Consider the following 18,534-nt stretch of genomic DNA (forward strand, 5'->3'; position numbering starts at 1 on the left):
AATCGCTTTCTAAATGCCAAATTTTAGGCATAGAAAGACGCTCTATTATCCACATTCGGGGCTAAATTAGCAAGGCATTCTTGCTATTATCACCAGGGATATTGTGATATGATTCAGCCCAATTTTTAAAGGACAGATTCAATGACTGAAAAACAAGAAAAAATCATCAATCAATCCGTCAAAATGCTCACCGTTTCTGAGGATGAAGCAGGACAACGCATTGATAATTATTTATTGGCAAAATTAAAAGGTGTGCCAAAAAGTTTGATTTATCGCATTCTGCGTAAAGGCGAAGTTCGTGTGAACAAAGGACGAATCAAACCTGAATATAAATTGCAAAATGGTGATGTGGTGCGTGTGCCACCAGTTCGTGTTTCTGAAAAAAATACCGCGCCGATTTCTAAAAACTTGAATAAAGTCGCCTCCCTTGAAAGCCATATTATTTTTGAAGATGATTGTTTATTAGTATTGAACAAACCTTCTGGCATTGCGGTTCATGGCGGAAGTGGCTTGAATTTTGGTGTGATAGAAGCCTTGCGTGCATTACGTCCTGAAGCCCGTTTTTTAGAATTGGTTCATCGCTTAGACAGAGATACATCAGGCATTTTATTGGTGGCAAAGAAACGCTCTGCCTTACGCAACTTACACGAACAACTTCGTGTTAAAACGGTACAAAAAGACTATCTCGCACTCGTGCGTGGACAATGGCAATCTCATGTGAAAGTCGTGCAAGCACCTTTATTAAAAAATGAATTAGCCAGTGGCGAACGCATCGTTAAAGTCAGTGAACAAGGCAAACCTTCTGAAACGCGATTTGCTATTGAAGAACGCTACCAGAATGCGACCTTAGTAAAAGCGTCGCCTGTAACGGGAAGGACCCATCAGATCCGAGTTCATACTCAATATGCAGGTCACCCAATCGCGCTGGATGATAAATACGGTGATAAAGAATTCGATAAATATATGCAAGATCTCGGACTCAATCGTTTGTTTTTACATGCATTTTCTATTCGATTTGAACACCCTAAAACGGGCGAAACATTACGTTTCAACGCACAACTAGATGAAAAAATGAAAACAATTCTGAAAAAACTGCGTGAAAGCAAAGAGATAAACCCATAGACAAGAAAAATGTTTATTGCTATATTTGATAACGGAGACAACTCGTTTCTATCATTAATTAACATATAACAACAAAGGATAGCAAAAAAAAAATGGCAAAAGGACAATCATTACAAGATCCTTATTTGAATGCGTTACGCCGTGAACGTATTCCTGTTTCGATTTATCTCGTTAATGGGATTAAATTACAGGGTCAAATCGAATCATTCGACCAATTCGTGATTTTATTAAAAAACACTGTTAATCAAATGGTGTATAAACACGCTATTTCAACTGTGGTTCCAGCACGTTCTGTTTCTCACCACAATAATAACGGTCATCATGCAGCACAAGCTTCTGATGCTGCAGCGGAAGTAGAAACACAAGCAGAATAGTTCTGTTCAATGAATGATTTCATCAATTTAAGTGCGGTTGAAAATTCACCAGAAATTTCAACCGCACTTTCGTCATCTAAAACAGGCGACAATAACCAATCGGCAAAAGATAAAGCTGTCGTCGTGCATGTTTTCTTTTCTCAAAATAAAAACATTGAAGATCTGCAAGAATTCCAGCTTTTAGCAGAATCTGCCAATGTTGAGATTTTACAAATCATCACCACGAGCCGTACTACACCACAAGCAAAATATTTTATCGGTGAAGGAAAAGCACAAGAAATTGCGGATGCAGTAAAAGCCTTAGATGCCGATGTTGTTTTGGTGAATCATCAATTAACCCCTGCACAAACCCGTAATTTAGAAAGCATCTGCCAATGCCGTGTTGTGGATCGCACTGGGGTGATTTTAGATATCTTTGCCCAACGAGCCCGATCGCACGAAGGAAAATTGCAAGTTGAATTAGCCCAACTCAAGCATTTATCGACTCGATTAGTTCGTCGAAAAACAGGCTTAGATCAGCAAAAAGGTGCGGTTGGGTTACGTGGTCCAGGCGAAACGCAATTAGAAACGGATCGCCGTTTAATCAAGGTGCGTATTGCGCAGTTGCAAAATCGTTTGGCGAAAGTCGAAAAACAACGTAATCAAACTCGACAAAAAGCGGATATCCCTACCATTTCTTTGGTCGGTTATACCAATGCGGGCAAATCGACACTATTCAATTTCATCACACAAGCCAATGTCTATGCCGCGGATCAGCTTTTTGCTACCCTCGATCCCACATTAAGACGTTTACAAATTCAAGATGTTGGTACTTCAATTCTCGCCGATACCGTTGGTTTTGTTCGCCAGCTCCCTCATGATTTAGTGTCCGCTTTTAAATCTACCTTGCAAGAAACGGTAGAAGCCAGTTTGTTATTGCACGTCATTGATGCGGCAGACGCTCGAAAGATCGAAAATATTGAAGCGGTGAATTTAGTATTGGAAGAAATTAAGGCTAACAAAGTACCGGTATTGTTGGTGTATAACAAAATCGATTTATTGGAAAATGTAGCGCCCCATATTGAATATGATGACGAGAATAAGCCCGTTGCCGTTTACCTTTCAGCACATTCAGGTGAAGGATTAGATCTGCTACTTGAAGCCATTAAAGTGCGGTTGAAAAATGAGATACTTTCTTTCACTCTCACGCTGCTCCCGCAAGAGGGCAAAATTCGCCATGCGCTCTATCAATTAGATAGCATTCGTCACGAACAAATTTCGGATGAAGGTGAATTTATCCTCAATGTACAAATTGATAAAGTCGAATGGCTCAAACTTTGTAAACAATTCCCTAAACTGTCAGAAATTATTTACTAATACCGTATTGTTTTAATTTATTGGCGATCGCCGTATGTGATACGCCTAATCGTTGTGCTAATTTTCGTGTACTTGGATACTGAGCATAAAAAGTACGCAATACACTCGCCTCATATTGTCCCATGATCTCATCCAGGGTTTGCTCACCAAAATCATCCACAGAAATGACCGCACTTTGTACGGGTTTTAAATTTAAACTTTCAATATCAAGCTGGTTATTTTTCGCTAAGGAACAGGCGCGATACAAGACATTGTAAAGCTCTCGTACATTGCCTTGCCAAGGCTGCCCTTTCAAATAATTCAAAAAATCAGCATCATATTGCGGCATTGAAATCTTAAGCTGCGTGCTAATTTCTTGCAAAAAACCGTCCGTTAAAGACTGAATATCTTCAACTCGCTCACGCAATGGCGGTACATTTAGTGCTAAGACATTTAAGCGATGGAATAAATCACTGCGCAATTTCCCTTGTTCTAACAGCTTTTCCATCGGTTCTTGTGAAGTACAAATCACCCGAACATTTGCATGATGTTCTTCTTCTTCACCCACTCGACGGAAAGAACCATCAGTTAAAAAACGCAATAATTTTGCCTGTAAACTTAATGAAAGCTCGGCAATGCCATCTAACAACACCGTACCTTCGTGAGCATATTCAAAAAAACCGATGGTTTCACTGTCACTCACTTTCCGCCCAAACATTTCGCTTTCCGCATCTTCATCCGGCAGGCCTGCACAGTTTACTGCAATGAATTTTTTCTCACGACGCAAGCTCGCAAAATGGCAAGCTTTGGCTAATAAATCTTTACCCGTGCCCGTTTCACCTTGAATTAAAAGCGGCACATCAAACATCGCAAAACGTTGTGCATTTTCGACCGCACTTTTCATGGAAAGGCTTTGAGTGACAAAGCAAGAGAACGGATCTTGTGGATTAAATGTCAGCATAAAATAAGCTCTGTTTTATTGAATGATGCCGATATGATAGGAAGTTTATTGATATGTGTAAAGATTAATTTACATATAAAAAGGGCAATCATTGACTGCCCTTTTAAATGATTTTTCGTATTATTTTTTCACTGCACGATCAAGTTCTTGTGCAATGATTTCCATACTTTCTAAACCACCAAATGCAAGATACCAATTGGCTGCATCAAGGTACACAATGTGTCCATCTTTATATGCTTTGGTTTGTTTGATGATATCGTTATCCAATACTTTTTGCGCATTGTTGGCTTTTTCTGTAATGGCCGCTGTACGATCCACTACGAGTAAAAAGTCTGGATTTTTTTCTAAGATATATTCAAAACCAACGCTTTGTCCATGCGTAGACGATTTGATGCTGTCATCAATCGGTTTAAAACCAAATTTTTGATACACCATACCATAGCGAGAACCATCACCAAAAGCACTGATTTTACTTTCATTAACCAACACTAATAGTGCCGTTTTGCTTTGTGCGTCTTTTGCAACTTGCGCAACTTTACTGTCTAACTCGGATAATTTCTCTTTTGCTACATTTTCTTTGTCAAAGATCTGACCAAGTGCGGTCACATTTTGTTGAAAACTCGGGTAGTAATTGTTGTAGTCATAATCCACATTCAACACGGGGGCTATTTCCTTAAACTTGTCGATCATTTTTTCTTGACGTTTAGACGCAATGATCAAATCTGGATTAAGTTCGTTAATTTGCTCCAATGATTGTTCTTTCAAATCACCAACATTTTTATATTTTTTGTCTGCAAATTCTGAAAGATAGTTTGGAATTTTTCCGCTTTGTGGGAAGCCCACTATTTTATCTTGCACACCTAATGCACGAAGCGTATCAGCTGCACCAAAATCGAGAACTACCACTCGTTGTGGGTTTTGTGGCACAACTTGTTTTCTAACAGAATTTTCCACCGTAATATCCGCAGCTTGTACAACACCAGAAAGTGCGAAGAGTGAAAGTGCTAAAGTTGATAATGTTTTTTTCATAAAGATTTCCTTATTTATCTAAAGTAAACAGCAATTTTGTTATTATCGATATTCTGAATAGGGATCGTCATATCATAAATATCTTGTAATACGGTTGATTGCATAATGTGGTTAACTTCACCTTGTTGGACTAATTTTCCATTTTTCATGGCAACAATATAGTCAGAATAACAAGAGGCGAAATTAATATCATGAATCACAATCACCACGGTTTTGTTGAGTTCTGTCGCTAATTTACGCAAAACTTGCATGATCTGCACAGAATGTTTCATATCCAGATTATTTAATGGTTCATCCAACAAAATATAATCGGTATCTTGTGCAAGCGTCATCGCAATATAAGCGCGTTGTCGCTGCCCACCACTTAAGTTATCGATATATTGATGACGAATATCATCTAAATCCATATAAGCAATGGCATTATCAATAAAAGTGTGGTCAGTTTGAGTTAAATTTCCTTTGGAATAAGGAAAACGCCCAAAAGCGACCAAATCTTCAATGCTTAGACGCAAATTAATGTTGTTAGTCTGCTTTAAAATCGCAAGCTGTTTCGCAATATCGCTACTTTTCTTACGATTGAGCAATTCACCGTTGAGATAAATCTCGCCACTATCAGCATTCAACAAACGGCTCATAATAGACAGCACTGTACTCTTCCCCGCGCCATTCGGTCCGATAAAAGACGTAATTTTCCCCGTTGGGATGGTGACAGACACGTTGTCCACCACCTTTTTGCTTCCGTAACTTTTCGTAATATTGCGAATTTCTATTGCCATTTTTTGTTTGCTCTTAATAACAAATAAATAAAGTACACACCGCCGACAAAATTAACGATGATGCTTAATGTCGTGCGGAAGGTAAAAATATGAGTAACCAATAATTGCCCAAAAACCAAGGTAATAATGGAAATTAACATCGCAGCAGGAATAAGCACCTTATGGCGATAATCACGAATAAATTCAAAAGTTACATTCATTACCAATAACCCAAGGAAAGTAAGTGGGCCAACAAGTGCGGTCGATACTGATGTTAAAATTGCCACGAGAATTAATAGGACTTTTAAGGTCTTTTGGTAATCGATACCTAAGTTAATGGCATTTTCTCGCCCTAACGCCAACACATCAAAGCAATGCCAATATTTAAAACTGAAAACAATGGTCGCTACTAAAATGGCTAATGCGACCCACAAGATTTGAGTATTGATTCGGTTGAAACTTGCAAAGCCAATATCTTGAGCGATCTGGAATTCATTTGGGTCAATCAACACTTCCATAAAGGTCGTTAAGCTACCAAAGAAGGTGCCGAAAATAATCCCGACAAGCAACAAGAAGAAAATATTTTGGCTCTCTTTCTTAAACAGGAAGTGATAAAGCACTAATGAAAACGCCATCATTAATCCCGTACATAAGACAAACAATGCAATCGAATTCATTGAAAGCAATGTACTTGAACCGAAAAGAAAAATGATCGTCGTTTGAATCAGTAAATACAGCGAATCTAAACCCAAAATACTCGGCGTGAGAATTCGGTTATTCACAACCGTTTGGAAAATCATCGTAGCGAGTGCAATTGCCGCACCTGTAATCACAATCGCAATTAAGGATAAGGCACGATTTTCCAAGGCATATTGCCAACGGTTTGGTAAGTTGTAGCCTAAATAGAGTGCAAGAGAAACAATGGCTAACAACGACAATACAATCAGTTGAGAAGAAGATTTCTTAGCCATTTCTATACCGCTTTAATAATAAAAATAAGAAGATACCACTGCCAAATACGCCAACTACGGCATTAATGGAAATCTCATAAGGATAAATCACACTTCGCCCTAAAATATCGCAGAATAAAACAAATACGGCACCCAACAAGGCGGTATGAGATAACACTTTCTTCAAGTTATCACCCAAATAAAGTGTGACGATATTCGGGATAATTAACCCCAAGAAAGGAATCACGCCAACAGACACAATAATAATCGAAGATACGACCGCCACAATGAGCAGGCCGAGATAAAGTACTTGGTTGTAATTTAGACCCAGATTAACCGCAAAATCTTTCCCCATCCCGACAATAGAAAAACGATGTGCAAATAAATAAGCTACGATGAGGGTAGGAATACTGAAATACAACAATTCATAGCGGCCTGACATCACAAGAGAAAAGTCTCCTTGTAGCCACCCGGATAAGTTTTGTAATAAATCTTCTTTATAAGCAATAAAGGCGGTAATTGAACTGATGATATTGCCGAACATAATCCCCACTAAAGGCACAAAAATCGTGTCCTTGAATTTCAAACGGGACAGAATCGTCATGAATAACAATGTCCCAAGAAAAGACACGATGACCGCAATAGTGGTTTTTAACAACATAGAAGCAGTTGGGAAAAACAGCATCGCCATTAAAATGCCTAATCGTGCGCTGTCCATTGTGCCCGCCGTGGTGGGAGAAATAAATCGGTTTCGACTGAGTTGCTGCATCACCAAGCCACAAATACTCAAGGATGCGCCAGCAATCAAGATACTGATTAAGCGAGGCACGCGACTAATTAAAAAGATCTGCCATTGATTACCTTCAAAATTCAGTAACCCTTTCAGATTAACAGTGCTCACCCCGAGAAAAAGTGAGACAAAGGAAAGCGCGATCAAAAGAAAAATGAGATAACGTCGCTTAATCATAACAAATGAGAATAATTCTAAAACGCAAAGAAGGATAGCATATTGATGAAAAAGAGGAAAGATGAAGTGCGGTCAGTTTTTGATTAATTTTTTAAGCACATAAAAAATGCGGTCCAAATTTGACCGCACTTTATTCGCTACAGTTTTAACATCTTTTCCGCTTCTTTCGCTTGCACTAAGAACTGTTTACGCTCTGCTGTTGCCATTGCACTACTTGTACCAGGTAATTTAACTGTCAATGGATTTACAACACGACCATTAATATGAAACTCATAATGTAAATGAGGTCCCGTTGAGATTCCTGTATTTCCTGTTAAAGCAATACGCTCTCCCTTCTTCACAGTTTGCCCTGCACGAACTAAAGCACGACTTAAATGCATATACACCGTTTGATATTCGCGACCATGACGTATCACCACATAACGTCCTGCACCACCTGCTTGATAAGCCACCTTTTCAACTACGCCTTCTGCTGGCGCAATAACGGGCGTACCTGGAGCAACAGCAAAGTCGACGCCTTTATGTGGGCGAATACGTCCTGTGACTGGATGACGACGATTTGGATTAAATGGCGAAGAAACACGCGCTTGACGTTGTAGTGGATAACGCGCAAAGCCCTTGCCAAGGGTCTCACCTTGTCTATTATAATAGCGACCATTTGCCGCTTGAATTCCATAATAACTTTTACCACCTGTTATAATATGGATAGCTTCTACATTACCTTGTCCCGTTAATTTATCACCTAAATATTCACGTGACACTAAAATCGCAAATTTGGTGCCTTTACTGAGTTTTTGAAGGCTTACCTGCCATTGTAATGCGGAACTTAACTGACTGATTTGACGACCATCCAAACCTAAATCACGCAAACTTGATGCAAAAGATCCGTTAATCGTGCCTTTTAATACCTCTTTCTTCCAAATACTCTTCTTCTCTAAGATTTGGCGTTTAAACTTGCCGTCTTCAGTGCGCTCATAAATTCGCTCTTCTTTTTCAGATACCAACCAGTTTAAATACTCCAGTTGATCTTCTTTATCTAAAATCCAATAGAACTGCTGACCTGCGCGTAAGTTTTTTAATTCAGGATAGGTTGAAATCAAATTATTCGCAGTATTATCTTCTAGACCTGAAAGTTCTAACACATCTTTTAATGAATCACCTCGTACCACGGTATGACTAAATTGATCGGTAATACGTAGTGCCTGATCAGCCACATCTAAAATACCGGTCAATGCATCTTGTGCATCTTTTGGTAGCTCATTTAGCTCATCAAACTGAGGCTTAATTTCATCAACTTCATCATCTTTTGCTTGGAGTTCATCATCATAAGAGGTTGCATCTTCCGTATTAGCATGTTGTTTTGCTTCAGGATGTTCGCCTTCTTGAGATTGAGGATTGCCCGATTCCGTTTTTTCAGGTGTCAGAGATTGATATTGAACGTTATCTACCATCTCTGGCTCAAGATTACTTTGCAAAGAAGGATCATAATCAGCGGTATCTTTAAAGGCGAGAAAAGTACCTGTAAAAATAAGTAAAAGTGCAGTAAAAAAAATCGCTGCTTTTATGCGAGACTTTCTTTTCCGTCGTTCTCTGGCTAATTTAACGTGCTGCACTTTTGCTACCCTTAGATATAAAATAAAAGATTTTCGTGATTCAGACTACAAAATCTAGAAAAAATTCATTTTACCCCAAGAATATAAAATCTTATGCCTAATATTTAGACACTGATAGAATTTCTTGAGAAAAATAAGGAAATGAGCTATGTTATTGGGCTATTTTTAAGGGGAGAATTATGCAAATTAACGCCATTCAACCAACCCAATCAGTACCATTAATTACGCTAAAAAATATCAATGTAGTCTTTGAGCAAAAGACCGCACTGCGGGATATTAATCTTAACATTTATCCTCATTCAATTATTACCATTGTCGGTCCTAATGGTGGGGGAAAATCAACCCTTTTAAAAACCTTATTAAAATTACAAGCGCCAACATCCGGTGAAGTGATTTATAGCGCGAATGTCAGAATTGGCTATGTCCCACAAAAAATTCACCTCGATCACAGCTTACCGATGACGGTTGAGCGTTTTCTGGCGCTCAAAAAAGGTGTTAAAACGCAAGAAATATCAACCGCACTTGAGCAACTCTCTATTACTCATTTGAGAAAAAATAATATGCAAAAACTCTCTGGTGGCGAGATGCAACGTGTGCTATTGGCTCGTGCAATTTTGAATAAACCCAATTTACTGGTGTTAGATGAACCGACTCAAGGGGTGGATATTAATGGTCAAGCTGAACTTTATCAGCTAATTCATCGTACTCAACAAGCTTTAAATTGTGCGGTCTTAATGGTTTCCCATGATTTGCATATCGTGATGGCGGACAGTAAAGAAGTGTTGTGCATCAATCAACATATTTGCTGTGCCGGCACACCCGAAAGCTTATCGAATAATCCCACATTTATGCGTCTTTGGGGCAATCAAATCTCACAAAATGTGGGCTTTTATACGCACCATCATAATCACCACCATAATATGCACGGTGATGTTTGTAGTTGCAGTGCCAATCCATCAGAATGCCAACAATAAGGAAAAATCATGTTTGAGATTTTGTTTCCAGCCTTGCTTACCGGCTTACTGCTTTCCTTAATTACTGCCCCATTGGGTGCCTTTGTGGTGTGGCGTAAAATGGCTTATTTTGGCGATACGCTTTCCCACTCTGCCTTACTCGGTGTGGCGTTAGGGATTTTCTTACAAATTAATCCTTATGTTGCCATTGTGATTTTGACGATTATTCTTGCCGTATTAATGGTGTGGCTCGAAAGTAACACGCAATTTTCAGTAGATACCCTTTTAGGCATTATCGCACACAGTTGTCTTTCTCTTGGTGTAGTCACGGTTGGCTTGCTTAAAAATGTCCGCGTAGATTTAATGAGTTATCTTTTTGGGGATTTGCTCGCCATTAATTTTAACGACTTACCTTACATTGGCGCGGGTGTGGTTATTGTATTAGGCACGCTGCTTTACTTCTGGCAAGCCTTACTCTCCACCACAGTCTCACCTGAACTGGCACAAGTGGAAGGCATTAACATTAAAAAAATGCGATTTATCTTAATGATTTTGACCGCACTTACCATTGCATTAAGTATGAAGTTTGTTGGAGCTCTGATTATTACATCGCTCTTAATTATTCCCGCTGCAACAGCAAGACGCTTTGCTAAGACACCTGAGCAAATGGTGTTTATTGCGATTTTAATTAGTATGCTTTCCGTTATTGGCGGGTTATTCCTTTCCGCCTTTTATGATACAGCGGCGGGGCCTTCTGTCGTGATTTGTTCCGCATTTTTGTTTTTGTTATCATTACTAAAAAAGGAATATTTATAATCCGCTCCAACCAGTGAAAACCATTTGCACCGCACCTTAAATCTTGATAAAGTGCGGGCAACTTTTGACGATATTTTAGGATAAGAAATGAGCCAAGAATATTTAGATTTTGAATTACCTATTGCTGAACTTGAAGCTAAAATTGAAGCACTACGTTCAGCATCTGATGACAAAATTGATTTACACGATGAAATTAAACGCTTACAAAAGAAAAGCGATGAATTAACCAAAAAAACCTTTGCAAATCTTGATGCATGGCAGGTTTCTCGTATGGCACGTCACCCAAATCGTCCATACACGCTTGATTATATCGAACATATTTTTACTGATTTCCAAGAACTGGCAGGCGATCGTGCCTTTGCAGATGATAAAGCAATCGTAGGTGGTCTTGCTCGTTTAGATGGTCGCGCGGTAATGATTATCGGTCACCAAAAAGGTCGTACGGTAAAAGACAAAGTAACTCGTAACTTTGGGATGCCAGCACCTGAAGGCTATCGTAAAGCGTTACGTTTAATGCAAATGGCTGAGCGTTTTAACTTACCTATCATTACCTTTATCGACACACCAGGGGCTTACCCGGGCATCGGTGCGGAAGAACGTGGTCAGTCTGAAGCGATTGCTCGTAACTTACGTGAAATGTCTACATTAAAAGTACCTGTTATCTGTACGGTAATCGGTGAAGGCGGTTCTGGTGGTGCATTAGCCATTGGTGTCGGCGACAAAGTGAATATGTTGCAATATTCAACTTATTCCGTTATTTCACCAGAAGGCTGTGCTTCAATCTTGTGGAAGAGCGCAGAAAAAGCATCTACCGCAGCCGAAGTCATGGGCTTAACCGCTACTCGTTTAAAAGAGTTAGGTTTAATTGATAATATCGTTCAAGAGCCATTAGGTGGTGCGCATCGTAATTATCATGAAATGGCACGTAATTTAAAACAATGCCTCCTTGAAGAACTAAACGAACTCGATACCTTCGACAAAGATGGCTTATTAGAAAGACGTTATGAACGTTTAATGTCTTACGGTTATTGTTAATAAAATAGAGCGGTTAGTTTAACCGCTCTTTTTTGTGTTTTGAAAAAAATGTTGCATGGATGCAAAAAACAGCATCAATGCCTAAAATAATATAAAAGGAGAACTTAAAATGAAAAACGTATTAGCAATCCAATCTCACGTAGTTTATGGTTTCGCTGGTAATAAATCTGCTACCTTTCCAATGCAGCTATTAGGCGTGGATGTATGGGCACTCAATACCGTGCAATTCTCTAACCATACTCAATATGGTAAATGGACAGGCATGGTGATTCCACAAGAGCAAATTGGTGAAATTGCTAACGGTTTAGATGCCATTGGAAAACTGCAAGAATGTGATGCGTTGCTTTCTGGCTATTTAGGTTCAGCTGAGCAAGTTGACCAAATTATCTATGCTTTAGAAAAAATCAAAGCACGTAACCCAAATGCACTTTACTTGTGCGATCCAGTGATGCCAAATGCCGAAAAAGTCTGCGTGGTCGCCGATGGTGTACGTGAACGCTTAATTGAAAAAGCCATTCCACGTGCGGATATCATGACCCCAAATCTTTCCGAACTTCGTACGCTTTCTGACTTCCCTATCAATACGTTTGACGATGTGCTGAAAGCCGCCAATGCATTAGTGGCTAAAGGTGTGAAAAAAGTGTTGGTTAAACACTTAGGTAAAGCGGGTAAATTAAATGATCCCGATACCTTTGAAATTATTATGGCGACACCTGAAGGTGTATGGCATTTAAGCCGTCCGCTTTATAAATTTAACTTTGAACCTGTTGGTGTGGGTGATTTAATTGCGGGTACTTTCTTGGCGCATTACTTAAACTGTGGCAACGATGTTGAAGCTTTTGAAAAAATGAATAATGCGGTGGCAGGCGTAATGAAAACTACCTTTGATTTAAAATCTTACGAACTCCAACCTATTGCTGCACGTTTTGAGATCTTAAATCCAAGCACAAACTACAAAGCTGTTAAAGTTGCCTAATGGATCTTTTTTCATTATTCCAAGCTCAAATCCCAACCACCGCCAATAAGCTTCTCATTGCTTTTAGCGGTGGTTTGGATTCAACTGCACTGCTTTCTTTAGTTAAAAAACTCCGCGAAAAACGACCGCACTTAAGTCTGCGAGCTATCCATATCCATCACGGATTAAGCCCGAATGCGGATGCTTGGACGGCTCATTGCCAACAACTCTGTAAACAATTTGCCATTCCACTTATTATTGAAAGAGTCAAAGTGGAAATGCACGATGGCATTGAAGCTGGCGCTAGAGAAGCCCGTTATCAGGCGATTTTGAAACATATTCAGCCAGATGAATATCTGGTCACTGCACATCATTTAAATGATCAAACTGAGACTTTTTTCCTAGCGCTAAAACGAGGCGCGGGATTACAAGGTTTAGGCGCAATGCAAAAAGAAAGTCAATTGTTCGGGATGTCTATTCTACGCCCGCTTCTTTCTTTTACCCGTAATGAATTAGAAGATTACATTCAGCAAGAAAATCTGTCTTGGGTCGAAGACGAAAGCAATCAAGATAATCATTACGATCGCAATTTCTTACGTAACCAAATTTTGCCTGAAATACGTCAACGCTGGGAACATTTTGATCATGCTGTTCAGCGTGCCGCACAACATTGTTTTGAGCAACAACAACTGATTAATGAATTATTACAGACCTGCTTTGAGCAGCACATTCTTGAGGATCAAAAACAGTTTTCGCTCATAAACTTTCTAGACTATTCACCGCAAAAACAAACCTCACTTTTGCGTATGTGGCTGGCTAAAAATCAGATTGCTATGCCTACGCAGATTCAATTAATGCATATTATTGATGATGTTATTCAGGCTAAAGCGGATGCATCCCCACAATTTCAACTCGGGGAGCATATTATTCGCCGTTATCAGGAATGTCTCTATTTAACGGGGAAATTCGCTGATTTGTCGCAAACTTGTCTTGATATGCCGTTAAATCAACAGATTCTTTTGCCTGATAATCTTGGAAGAATTTATGCAATCAACAATGAGCAAGGCATTTTAGTCCATTGGAATGACAAACAAGTTCAACTTGCTAATACACAAGAGCCGATTCAAATACGATTTGCTTATACTGGCAAAGTAAAACGACAGCATAATCGCCCAGCAGAAACCATGAAAAAAATTTGGCAAGAGCTCGGTGTTCCGCCTTGGCAACGAAATCGTATCCCACTCATTTTCTATGGAGAGACTTTACAAAGTGCGGTAGGTTTTTTCTGTGTTTTTCAGAACTTAGAGAAATAAAAAATGAGTGATGATTCACCCATTTTTATGATAAAGAAAAGCGTTTAAAATGCCTGCCGTAAATTCTTTCCGTAAATAAAACCCCAGCGGCAAAGTATCAATCACTTCCCCATTTTTACCAATGCCTTTCGTAATGGCTTTACTGTTTGCACCTTTTGGACGCAGTTGCATAACTTCACCAATACGTGCCGTAATCTGATCTAACTTTCCGAGCACAATATAATCCATCAACTCTTCCCAATCTTGGCGTAATTGATGTTCTTGTTCAACCGAAGGTTGCCATAAGATAGGCTGACCAATATGGCGGTCACGTAAAGGAATATCTCTACTGCCTTCAATGGGAATCCACAAGACTTTCGATAATTTATGACGAACGTGCGAATTTTCCCAATTTACCCCGGAGTTTTGAACCAAGGGCGCAAGACTCACAAACGTGGTTTCTAACGGAAAGCCTTCTGCATTAATGGGTAAAGTTTTTAATTCAATGCCTAAATGGGAAAAATCCTGTTCAGCCTTACTGCCTGCCGTAGCACCTAATGCAGTTTCAAGCAACATCCCAACCCAACCTTTATCGCGTTTTAAATCCGGTGGAACTGGAACATGTAATTCGTCAGCTAATTCACCAAAAGTTAAGCCAGCTATGGATTGTGCTTTGGAAAGTAATTGTTCAAGGGTTTGTGGAATCATTCGTGATATTTCTTAAAAAAGCGAGGCTTAGTATTTTCAGTACCTTTATCAATATAGGGAATTTTTTCTAATTGTAATAAAAAACGTTTTGCCTCTAAGCCTCCGCCAAAACCAGTTAAAGTACGATCTTTACCTAAAATGCGGTGACAAGGAATAATAATACTAATCGGATTACTCCCTACCGCACCACCTACGGCTCGAACCGCTTTAGGATTATTAATCTGCAACGCAAGATCACCATAAGAGGAAAGCTCACCATAATCAATTTCGCGTAAAGCTTGCCAAATAGAGAGTTGAAACGCTGTACCTTCTGGCTTCAAGGGGATATCTGAAAAACGCTCGACTTCTCCACTAAAATATCGTTCAAAAGCCAAGTATACTTTTTGAAAAACAGGCAATTCATCTTTTTTATGCCATTTAGGATTAGGTTCATATTGCTCTTTTTCAAAATCAATATGTGTAATACTTTCACCATCAGATAAAATTAAAAGCCGCCCGATAGGAGAAGGATAATAAGTATAATAAAGTACGGTCATTTTTTGCCTTGTTTTATAAAAAAGAAAAGCACACTTCGTGTGGAGGTGTGCTTTATTATGCTAAATTTTCTAACCGATTAGAAACTATAATTTAAATTCAAACCGTAAAGATTTGCACTTGCTTTAGAGGTGTAATTTCCAGTTACCACTACAGCACCATTGCGGATAATTTGCTCTTCTTTGAAATGAACTTTTTTACCTTTCAAATAAGCATAGCCTAAATCAACTGAAAGATTTGGAGTAAATTTATATGTAGCACCTACGCTATACCAAGTACGATCTGTATCAGGAATTGCCGCACTAGCATATTCAGTTGCTGCAGCTTGATCATAAGCAATACCTGCTCGTAAAGTTAATTTCTCATCCACATCGTAAGTTCCACCTAGTGCTACACGCGAACTATTTCTGTAGTACATTTTCTTATGAAATGCTTCTACGCCATCAGCATGATACGTTGCATATAAGTTTTTCAGACGACTCCAGTGAGAATATTTATAACTATAGTGCATAGCAAATTTCTCGGTTAATTGGTGAAATCCTGAAAACTCTAAATAATCAGGCAAATTGAGCTTTAAACCACCTTCTTGCCCAATACGCTGAGCTTGTAAACTAGTTGCTGTATGATCTGTAAAATCAATATCTACTTTAGAATGGTAAGCTAAACCAATTCGATGATTTTCATTAAATTGATACATTACACCAGCATTCCAAGCAAAAGCCCAAGCCGCTTTGTCTTGTAGTTGAGTTAGAATAGTATCTTTTTGAACGCTACTTAATGAAGCCAATAATGGACCAGCTGTAGGAGGTAATTGTATAGCTCCTTCGCGTACAGCCTTACCAACATATTGAGCTGCATCAGCCAGAGCACCAGCTCTACGCTCAATTTTTGCTTTTGCATAAACTGCATTTAAACCCACACCAGCACTTAAACCTTGAGTCACACGATATGAACCGCTTAAATTTAAGTTAATCGCACTTAAATCAGTTTTACCGCCGAATACTCCTGCGTTGTAATCTGATTCATATTCACTTTTTAATCCAAAATTCACATTCATACCACCACCAATGGCAAATTTGTCATTAATTGGTGCCACAAAATACATATTCGGAATCAATGAATCTGGTATAACACTATCATGATCTGCAGAACCTGCAGCAACAGTACGACCTAATGCATTAACGGTAACCGGACCACTCATTCGAATTTTAGAATCCACATAAACGCCACCCACAGAGAATTGGTTGGTTTTAAATAAGCTCATTAATGCTGGATTAGTTGCAACCACTGAGGCATTGTCCGCAATTGCAGCTTCACCGGCATAAGCACGACCAAGACCTGACGTTGACACTTCTGCTAATTGGAATGCAGCAGCATTTACACCGCTTGCAGTAGATAAGATCGCCATCGCTACTAGCGTTTTATGAAATTTTTTCATCGAGAACCTATTGTGACTAATAATAAAAAGCTCCCAGATTCTAAAGCTCCATGAAATAGAGTGCAAATTATTTTAAACTAATTTATAAGTGTTCCGACCACTATTCAATAAATCATATTTCAATTTAAAATACGGTTATTTTTGCAGAGTTGTTCAAAAGTGCTAAAATACAGCCAATCTTAATTTTTAAATAAGGAAATCCTATGACTGTAACATGCAAAGCTGAAGAATCTCTCACTTGTAGTTGTGTTGATGTGGGGACGATTATTGACGGTTCAGATTGCGCTGTTGATATTCATCAAACCTATGCAAATAAAGCTGAAGCTGAAGCGGCACTTAATTGTTTCGTTGAAAAAGCACGCAAAACAGAAAGTGATCCTTGCGATATTAAAAGTGAAATCACAGAAACTGAAAATGGCGCCAATTTAACGGCACGTTTTACATTTAGCTGCCAGGCTGAAGCAATGATTTTCGAATTAGCGAATCGCTAAAAAACATTCTAGAAAATAACCGCACTTTATTATTAAAAATAAAGCGCGGTTATTTTTTGCTTAAATCATGATTAAATCACTATCGCAAACGTTTGCTTGATCTGGTACAATCACGCCGTTTTATCATTTAACCTAAAAATATAGGACAACATTGTGAGCAAACCATCATTAAGTTATAAAGATGCAGGCGTGGATATTAATGCCGGTAACGAATTAGTTGAACGTATTAAACCACACGTAAAGCGGACAACTCGCCCTGAAGTTATCGGGGGATTAGGTGGGTTTGGTGCATTATGTGCCATTCCGGGCAAATATAAAGAACCCATCCTTGTTTCAGGTACAGACGGTGTGGGCACTAAATTACGCCTGGCCATTGACTTAAAAAAACACGATACCATCGGTATTGATTTGGTTGCTATGTGTGTTAACGATTTAGTCGTGCAAGGTGCCGAACCCTTATTCTTCTTGGATTACTACGCCACGGGCAAACTTGACGTAGATGTTGCCTCCGATGTAGTGAAAGGCATTGCTGAAGGCTGTGTACAATCAGGTTGTGCATTAGTCGGGGGTGAAACCGCCGAAATGCCAGGCATGTACCACGCTGGCGATTATGACCTTGCAGGTTTCTGTGTGGGCGTGGTTGAAAAATCAGAAATCATTGATGGTAGCCAAGTTAAAGTAGGAGATGCTTTAATTGCACTAGGTTCAAGTGGCCCGCATTCAAATGGTTATTCTTTAATTCGTAAAGTCATTGATGTTGCTGGCGTCAACCCAGCCACTGAGCAACTAGATGGTCGTCCATTAAGTGAACAAGTGCTTGCGCCGACAAAAATCTATGTAAAATCTGTTCTCGCTTTAATCAAACAAACGGAAGTCCATGCTATTGCACACTTAACGGGTGGCGGTTTCTGGGAAAATATTCCCCGTGTATTACCAAAAAATACCAAAGCCGTTATTTATGAAAGCAGTTGGGAATGGCAACCCGTATTCAAATGGTTACAAGAAAAAGGCAACATTGAAACCTATGAAATGTACCGTACGTTCAACTGCGGCGTTGGCATGGTGATTGCATTACCACAATCGCAAGTGGAAACCGCTTTAACGATTTTAAAACAATCGGGTGAAAATGCCTGGTTAATCGGTCATATCGAAAGTGCAACAGATGACGAACCACAAGTTATCATTAAATGATATCTCTTTTCCATC

Annotated in this window: 19 protein-coding genes; 10 read left to right on the top strand and 9 right to left on the bottom strand. The window is 39.2% G+C overall.

Translation table 11 applies throughout. The features are described from left to right. The first annotated feature begins 141 nt into the window (after positions 1 to 141). The 3 genes from rluC (at position 142) to hflX (ending at position 2,852) form a co-directional block, all read left to right on the top strand. Positions 142 to 1,122, top strand: coding sequence for a 23S rRNA pseudouridine(955/2504/2580) synthase RluC (rluC, locus tag ACXVWB_RS03325; RefSeq protein WP_065244214.1), 981 nt, complete (start codon positions 142 to 144; stop codon positions 1,120 to 1,122). Positions 1,123 to 1,214: 92 nt separating this feature from the next. Further along, positions 1,215 to 1,496 carry an RNA chaperone Hfq gene (gene hfq / locus ACXVWB_RS03330; protein WP_289901358.1) on the top strand — a complete coding sequence of 94 codons (282 nt, stop codon included), beginning with the start codon at positions 1,215 to 1,217 and terminating at the stop codon, positions 1,494 to 1,496. A 9-nt stretch (positions 1,497 to 1,505) separates the two neighbouring features. Further along, positions 1,506 to 2,852 carry a ribosome rescue GTPase HflX gene (gene hflX, locus ACXVWB_RS03335; protein ID WP_289901359.1) on the top strand — a complete coding sequence of 449 codons (1,347 nt, stop codon included), beginning with the start codon at positions 1,506 to 1,508 and terminating at the stop codon, positions 2,850 to 2,852. Here hflX and ACXVWB_RS03340 read toward each other — a convergent pair. From ACXVWB_RS03340 to mepM, 6 genes are all read right to left on the bottom strand, one after another. After that, on the bottom strand, positions 2,842 to 3,792 hold the full coding sequence (locus tag ACXVWB_RS03340) for a sigma 54-interacting transcriptional regulator (RefSeq protein WP_289901360.1): 951 nt from the start codon (positions 3,790 to 3,792) through the stop codon (positions 2,842 to 2,844). The two genes, hflX and ACXVWB_RS03340, sit on opposite strands and share 11 nt — an antisense overlap. Before the next feature lie 120 nt (positions 3,793 to 3,912). Continuing rightward, entirely contained in the window at positions 3,913 to 4,821 is a 909-nt protein-coding gene (locus ACXVWB_RS03345; RefSeq protein ID WP_289901361.1) for a siderophore ABC transporter substrate-binding protein, read from the bottom strand. Between the two features lie 14 nt (positions 4,822 to 4,835). Beyond that, positions 4,836 to 5,597: an iron ABC transporter ATP-binding protein gene (locus ACXVWB_RS03350; RefSeq protein WP_289901362.1), complete on the bottom strand. Its 762-nt coding sequence runs from the start codon at positions 5,595 to 5,597 to the stop codon at positions 4,836 to 4,838. Continuing rightward, positions 5,588 to 6,547 carry an iron chelate uptake ABC transporter family permease subunit gene (locus ACXVWB_RS03355; protein WP_289901363.1) on the bottom strand — a complete coding sequence of 320 codons (960 nt, stop codon included), beginning with the start codon at positions 6,545 to 6,547 and terminating at the stop codon, positions 5,588 to 5,590. Before ACXVWB_RS03355 ends, ACXVWB_RS03350 begins: the two co-directional genes overlap by 10 nt. After that, positions 6,540 to 7,493, bottom strand: coding sequence for an ABC transporter permease (locus ACXVWB_RS03360; protein ID WP_289901364.1), 954 nt, complete (start codon positions 7,491 to 7,493; stop codon positions 6,540 to 6,542). The genes ACXVWB_RS03355 and ACXVWB_RS03360 overlap by 8 nt, the downstream gene beginning before the upstream one ends. A 137-nt stretch (positions 7,494 to 7,630) precedes the next feature. Next, complete coding sequence (mepM, locus tag ACXVWB_RS03365; protein WP_289901365.1) at positions 7,631 to 9,106, bottom strand: murein DD-endopeptidase MepM; 1,476 nt, start codon at positions 9,104 to 9,106, stop codon at positions 7,631 to 7,633. Positions 9,107 to 9,285: 179 nt separating this feature from the next. Here mepM and znuC point away from each other — a divergent pair, with 179 nt between their 5' ends. From znuC to tilS, 5 genes are all read left to right on the top strand, one after another. Then, complete coding sequence (gene znuC / locus ACXVWB_RS03370) at positions 9,286 to 10,080, top strand: zinc ABC transporter ATP-binding protein ZnuC (RefSeq protein ID WP_289901366.1); 795 nt, start codon at positions 9,286 to 9,288, stop codon at positions 10,078 to 10,080. Positions 10,081 to 10,089: 9 nt separating this feature from the next. Beyond that, positions 10,090 to 10,875 (top strand): zinc ABC transporter permease subunit ZnuB, encoded by a 786-nt coding sequence (gene znuB, locus ACXVWB_RS03375; protein ID WP_049366407.1) that lies wholly within the window; start codon positions 10,090 to 10,092, stop codon positions 10,873 to 10,875. 87 nt (positions 10,876 to 10,962) lie between these two features. Then, complete coding sequence (gene accA / locus ACXVWB_RS03380) at positions 10,963 to 11,910, top strand: acetyl-CoA carboxylase carboxyl transferase subunit alpha (RefSeq protein ID WP_075915680.1); 948 nt, start codon at positions 10,963 to 10,965, stop codon at positions 11,908 to 11,910. Positions 11,911 to 12,019: 109 nt separating this feature from the next. Next, a complete protein-coding gene (gene pdxY, locus ACXVWB_RS03385; RefSeq protein ID WP_049369150.1) occupies positions 12,020 to 12,886 on the top strand; it encodes a pyridoxal kinase in 867 nt (288 codons plus the stop codon). Then, complete coding sequence (gene tilS / locus ACXVWB_RS03390; RefSeq protein WP_289901367.1) at positions 12,886 to 14,178, top strand: tRNA lysidine(34) synthetase TilS; 1,293 nt, start codon at positions 12,886 to 12,888, stop codon at positions 14,176 to 14,178. Before pdxY ends, tilS begins: the two co-directional genes overlap by 1 nt. Before the next feature lie 15 nt (positions 14,179 to 14,193). On the opposite strand, the gene mutH is transcribed toward tilS, so the two are convergent. From mutH to ACXVWB_RS03405, 3 genes are all read right to left on the bottom strand, one after another. Continuing rightward, complete coding sequence (gene mutH, locus ACXVWB_RS03395) at positions 14,194 to 14,865, bottom strand: DNA mismatch repair endonuclease MutH (protein ID WP_289901368.1); 672 nt, start codon at positions 14,863 to 14,865, stop codon at positions 14,194 to 14,196. Further along, entirely contained in the window at positions 14,862 to 15,401 is a 540-nt protein-coding gene (locus ACXVWB_RS03400) for a methylated-DNA--[protein]-cysteine S-methyltransferase (protein WP_289901369.1), read from the bottom strand. Before ACXVWB_RS03400 ends, mutH begins: the two co-directional genes overlap by 4 nt. A 77-nt stretch (positions 15,402 to 15,478) precedes the next feature. Then, complete coding sequence (locus tag ACXVWB_RS03405) at positions 15,479 to 16,837, bottom strand: OmpP1/FadL family transporter (protein WP_289901370.1); 1,359 nt, start codon at positions 16,835 to 16,837, stop codon at positions 15,479 to 15,481. 203 nt (positions 16,838 to 17,040) lie between these two features. Here ACXVWB_RS03405 and ACXVWB_RS03410 point away from each other — a divergent pair, with 203 nt between their 5' ends. Further along, positions 17,041 to 17,328: a YfcZ/YiiS family protein gene (locus ACXVWB_RS03410; protein WP_289901371.1), complete on the top strand. Its 288-nt coding sequence runs from the start codon at positions 17,041 to 17,043 to the stop codon at positions 17,326 to 17,328. 153 nt (positions 17,329 to 17,481) lie between these two features. Next, positions 17,482 to 18,519, top strand: coding sequence for a phosphoribosylformylglycinamidine cyclo-ligase (purM, locus tag ACXVWB_RS03415; RefSeq protein WP_289901372.1), 1,038 nt, complete (start codon positions 17,482 to 17,484; stop codon positions 18,517 to 18,519). Positions 18,520 to 18,534 lie beyond the last annotated feature (15 nt).

The sequence above is a fragment of the Haemophilus sp. SZY H53 genome (assembly GCF_054332375.1).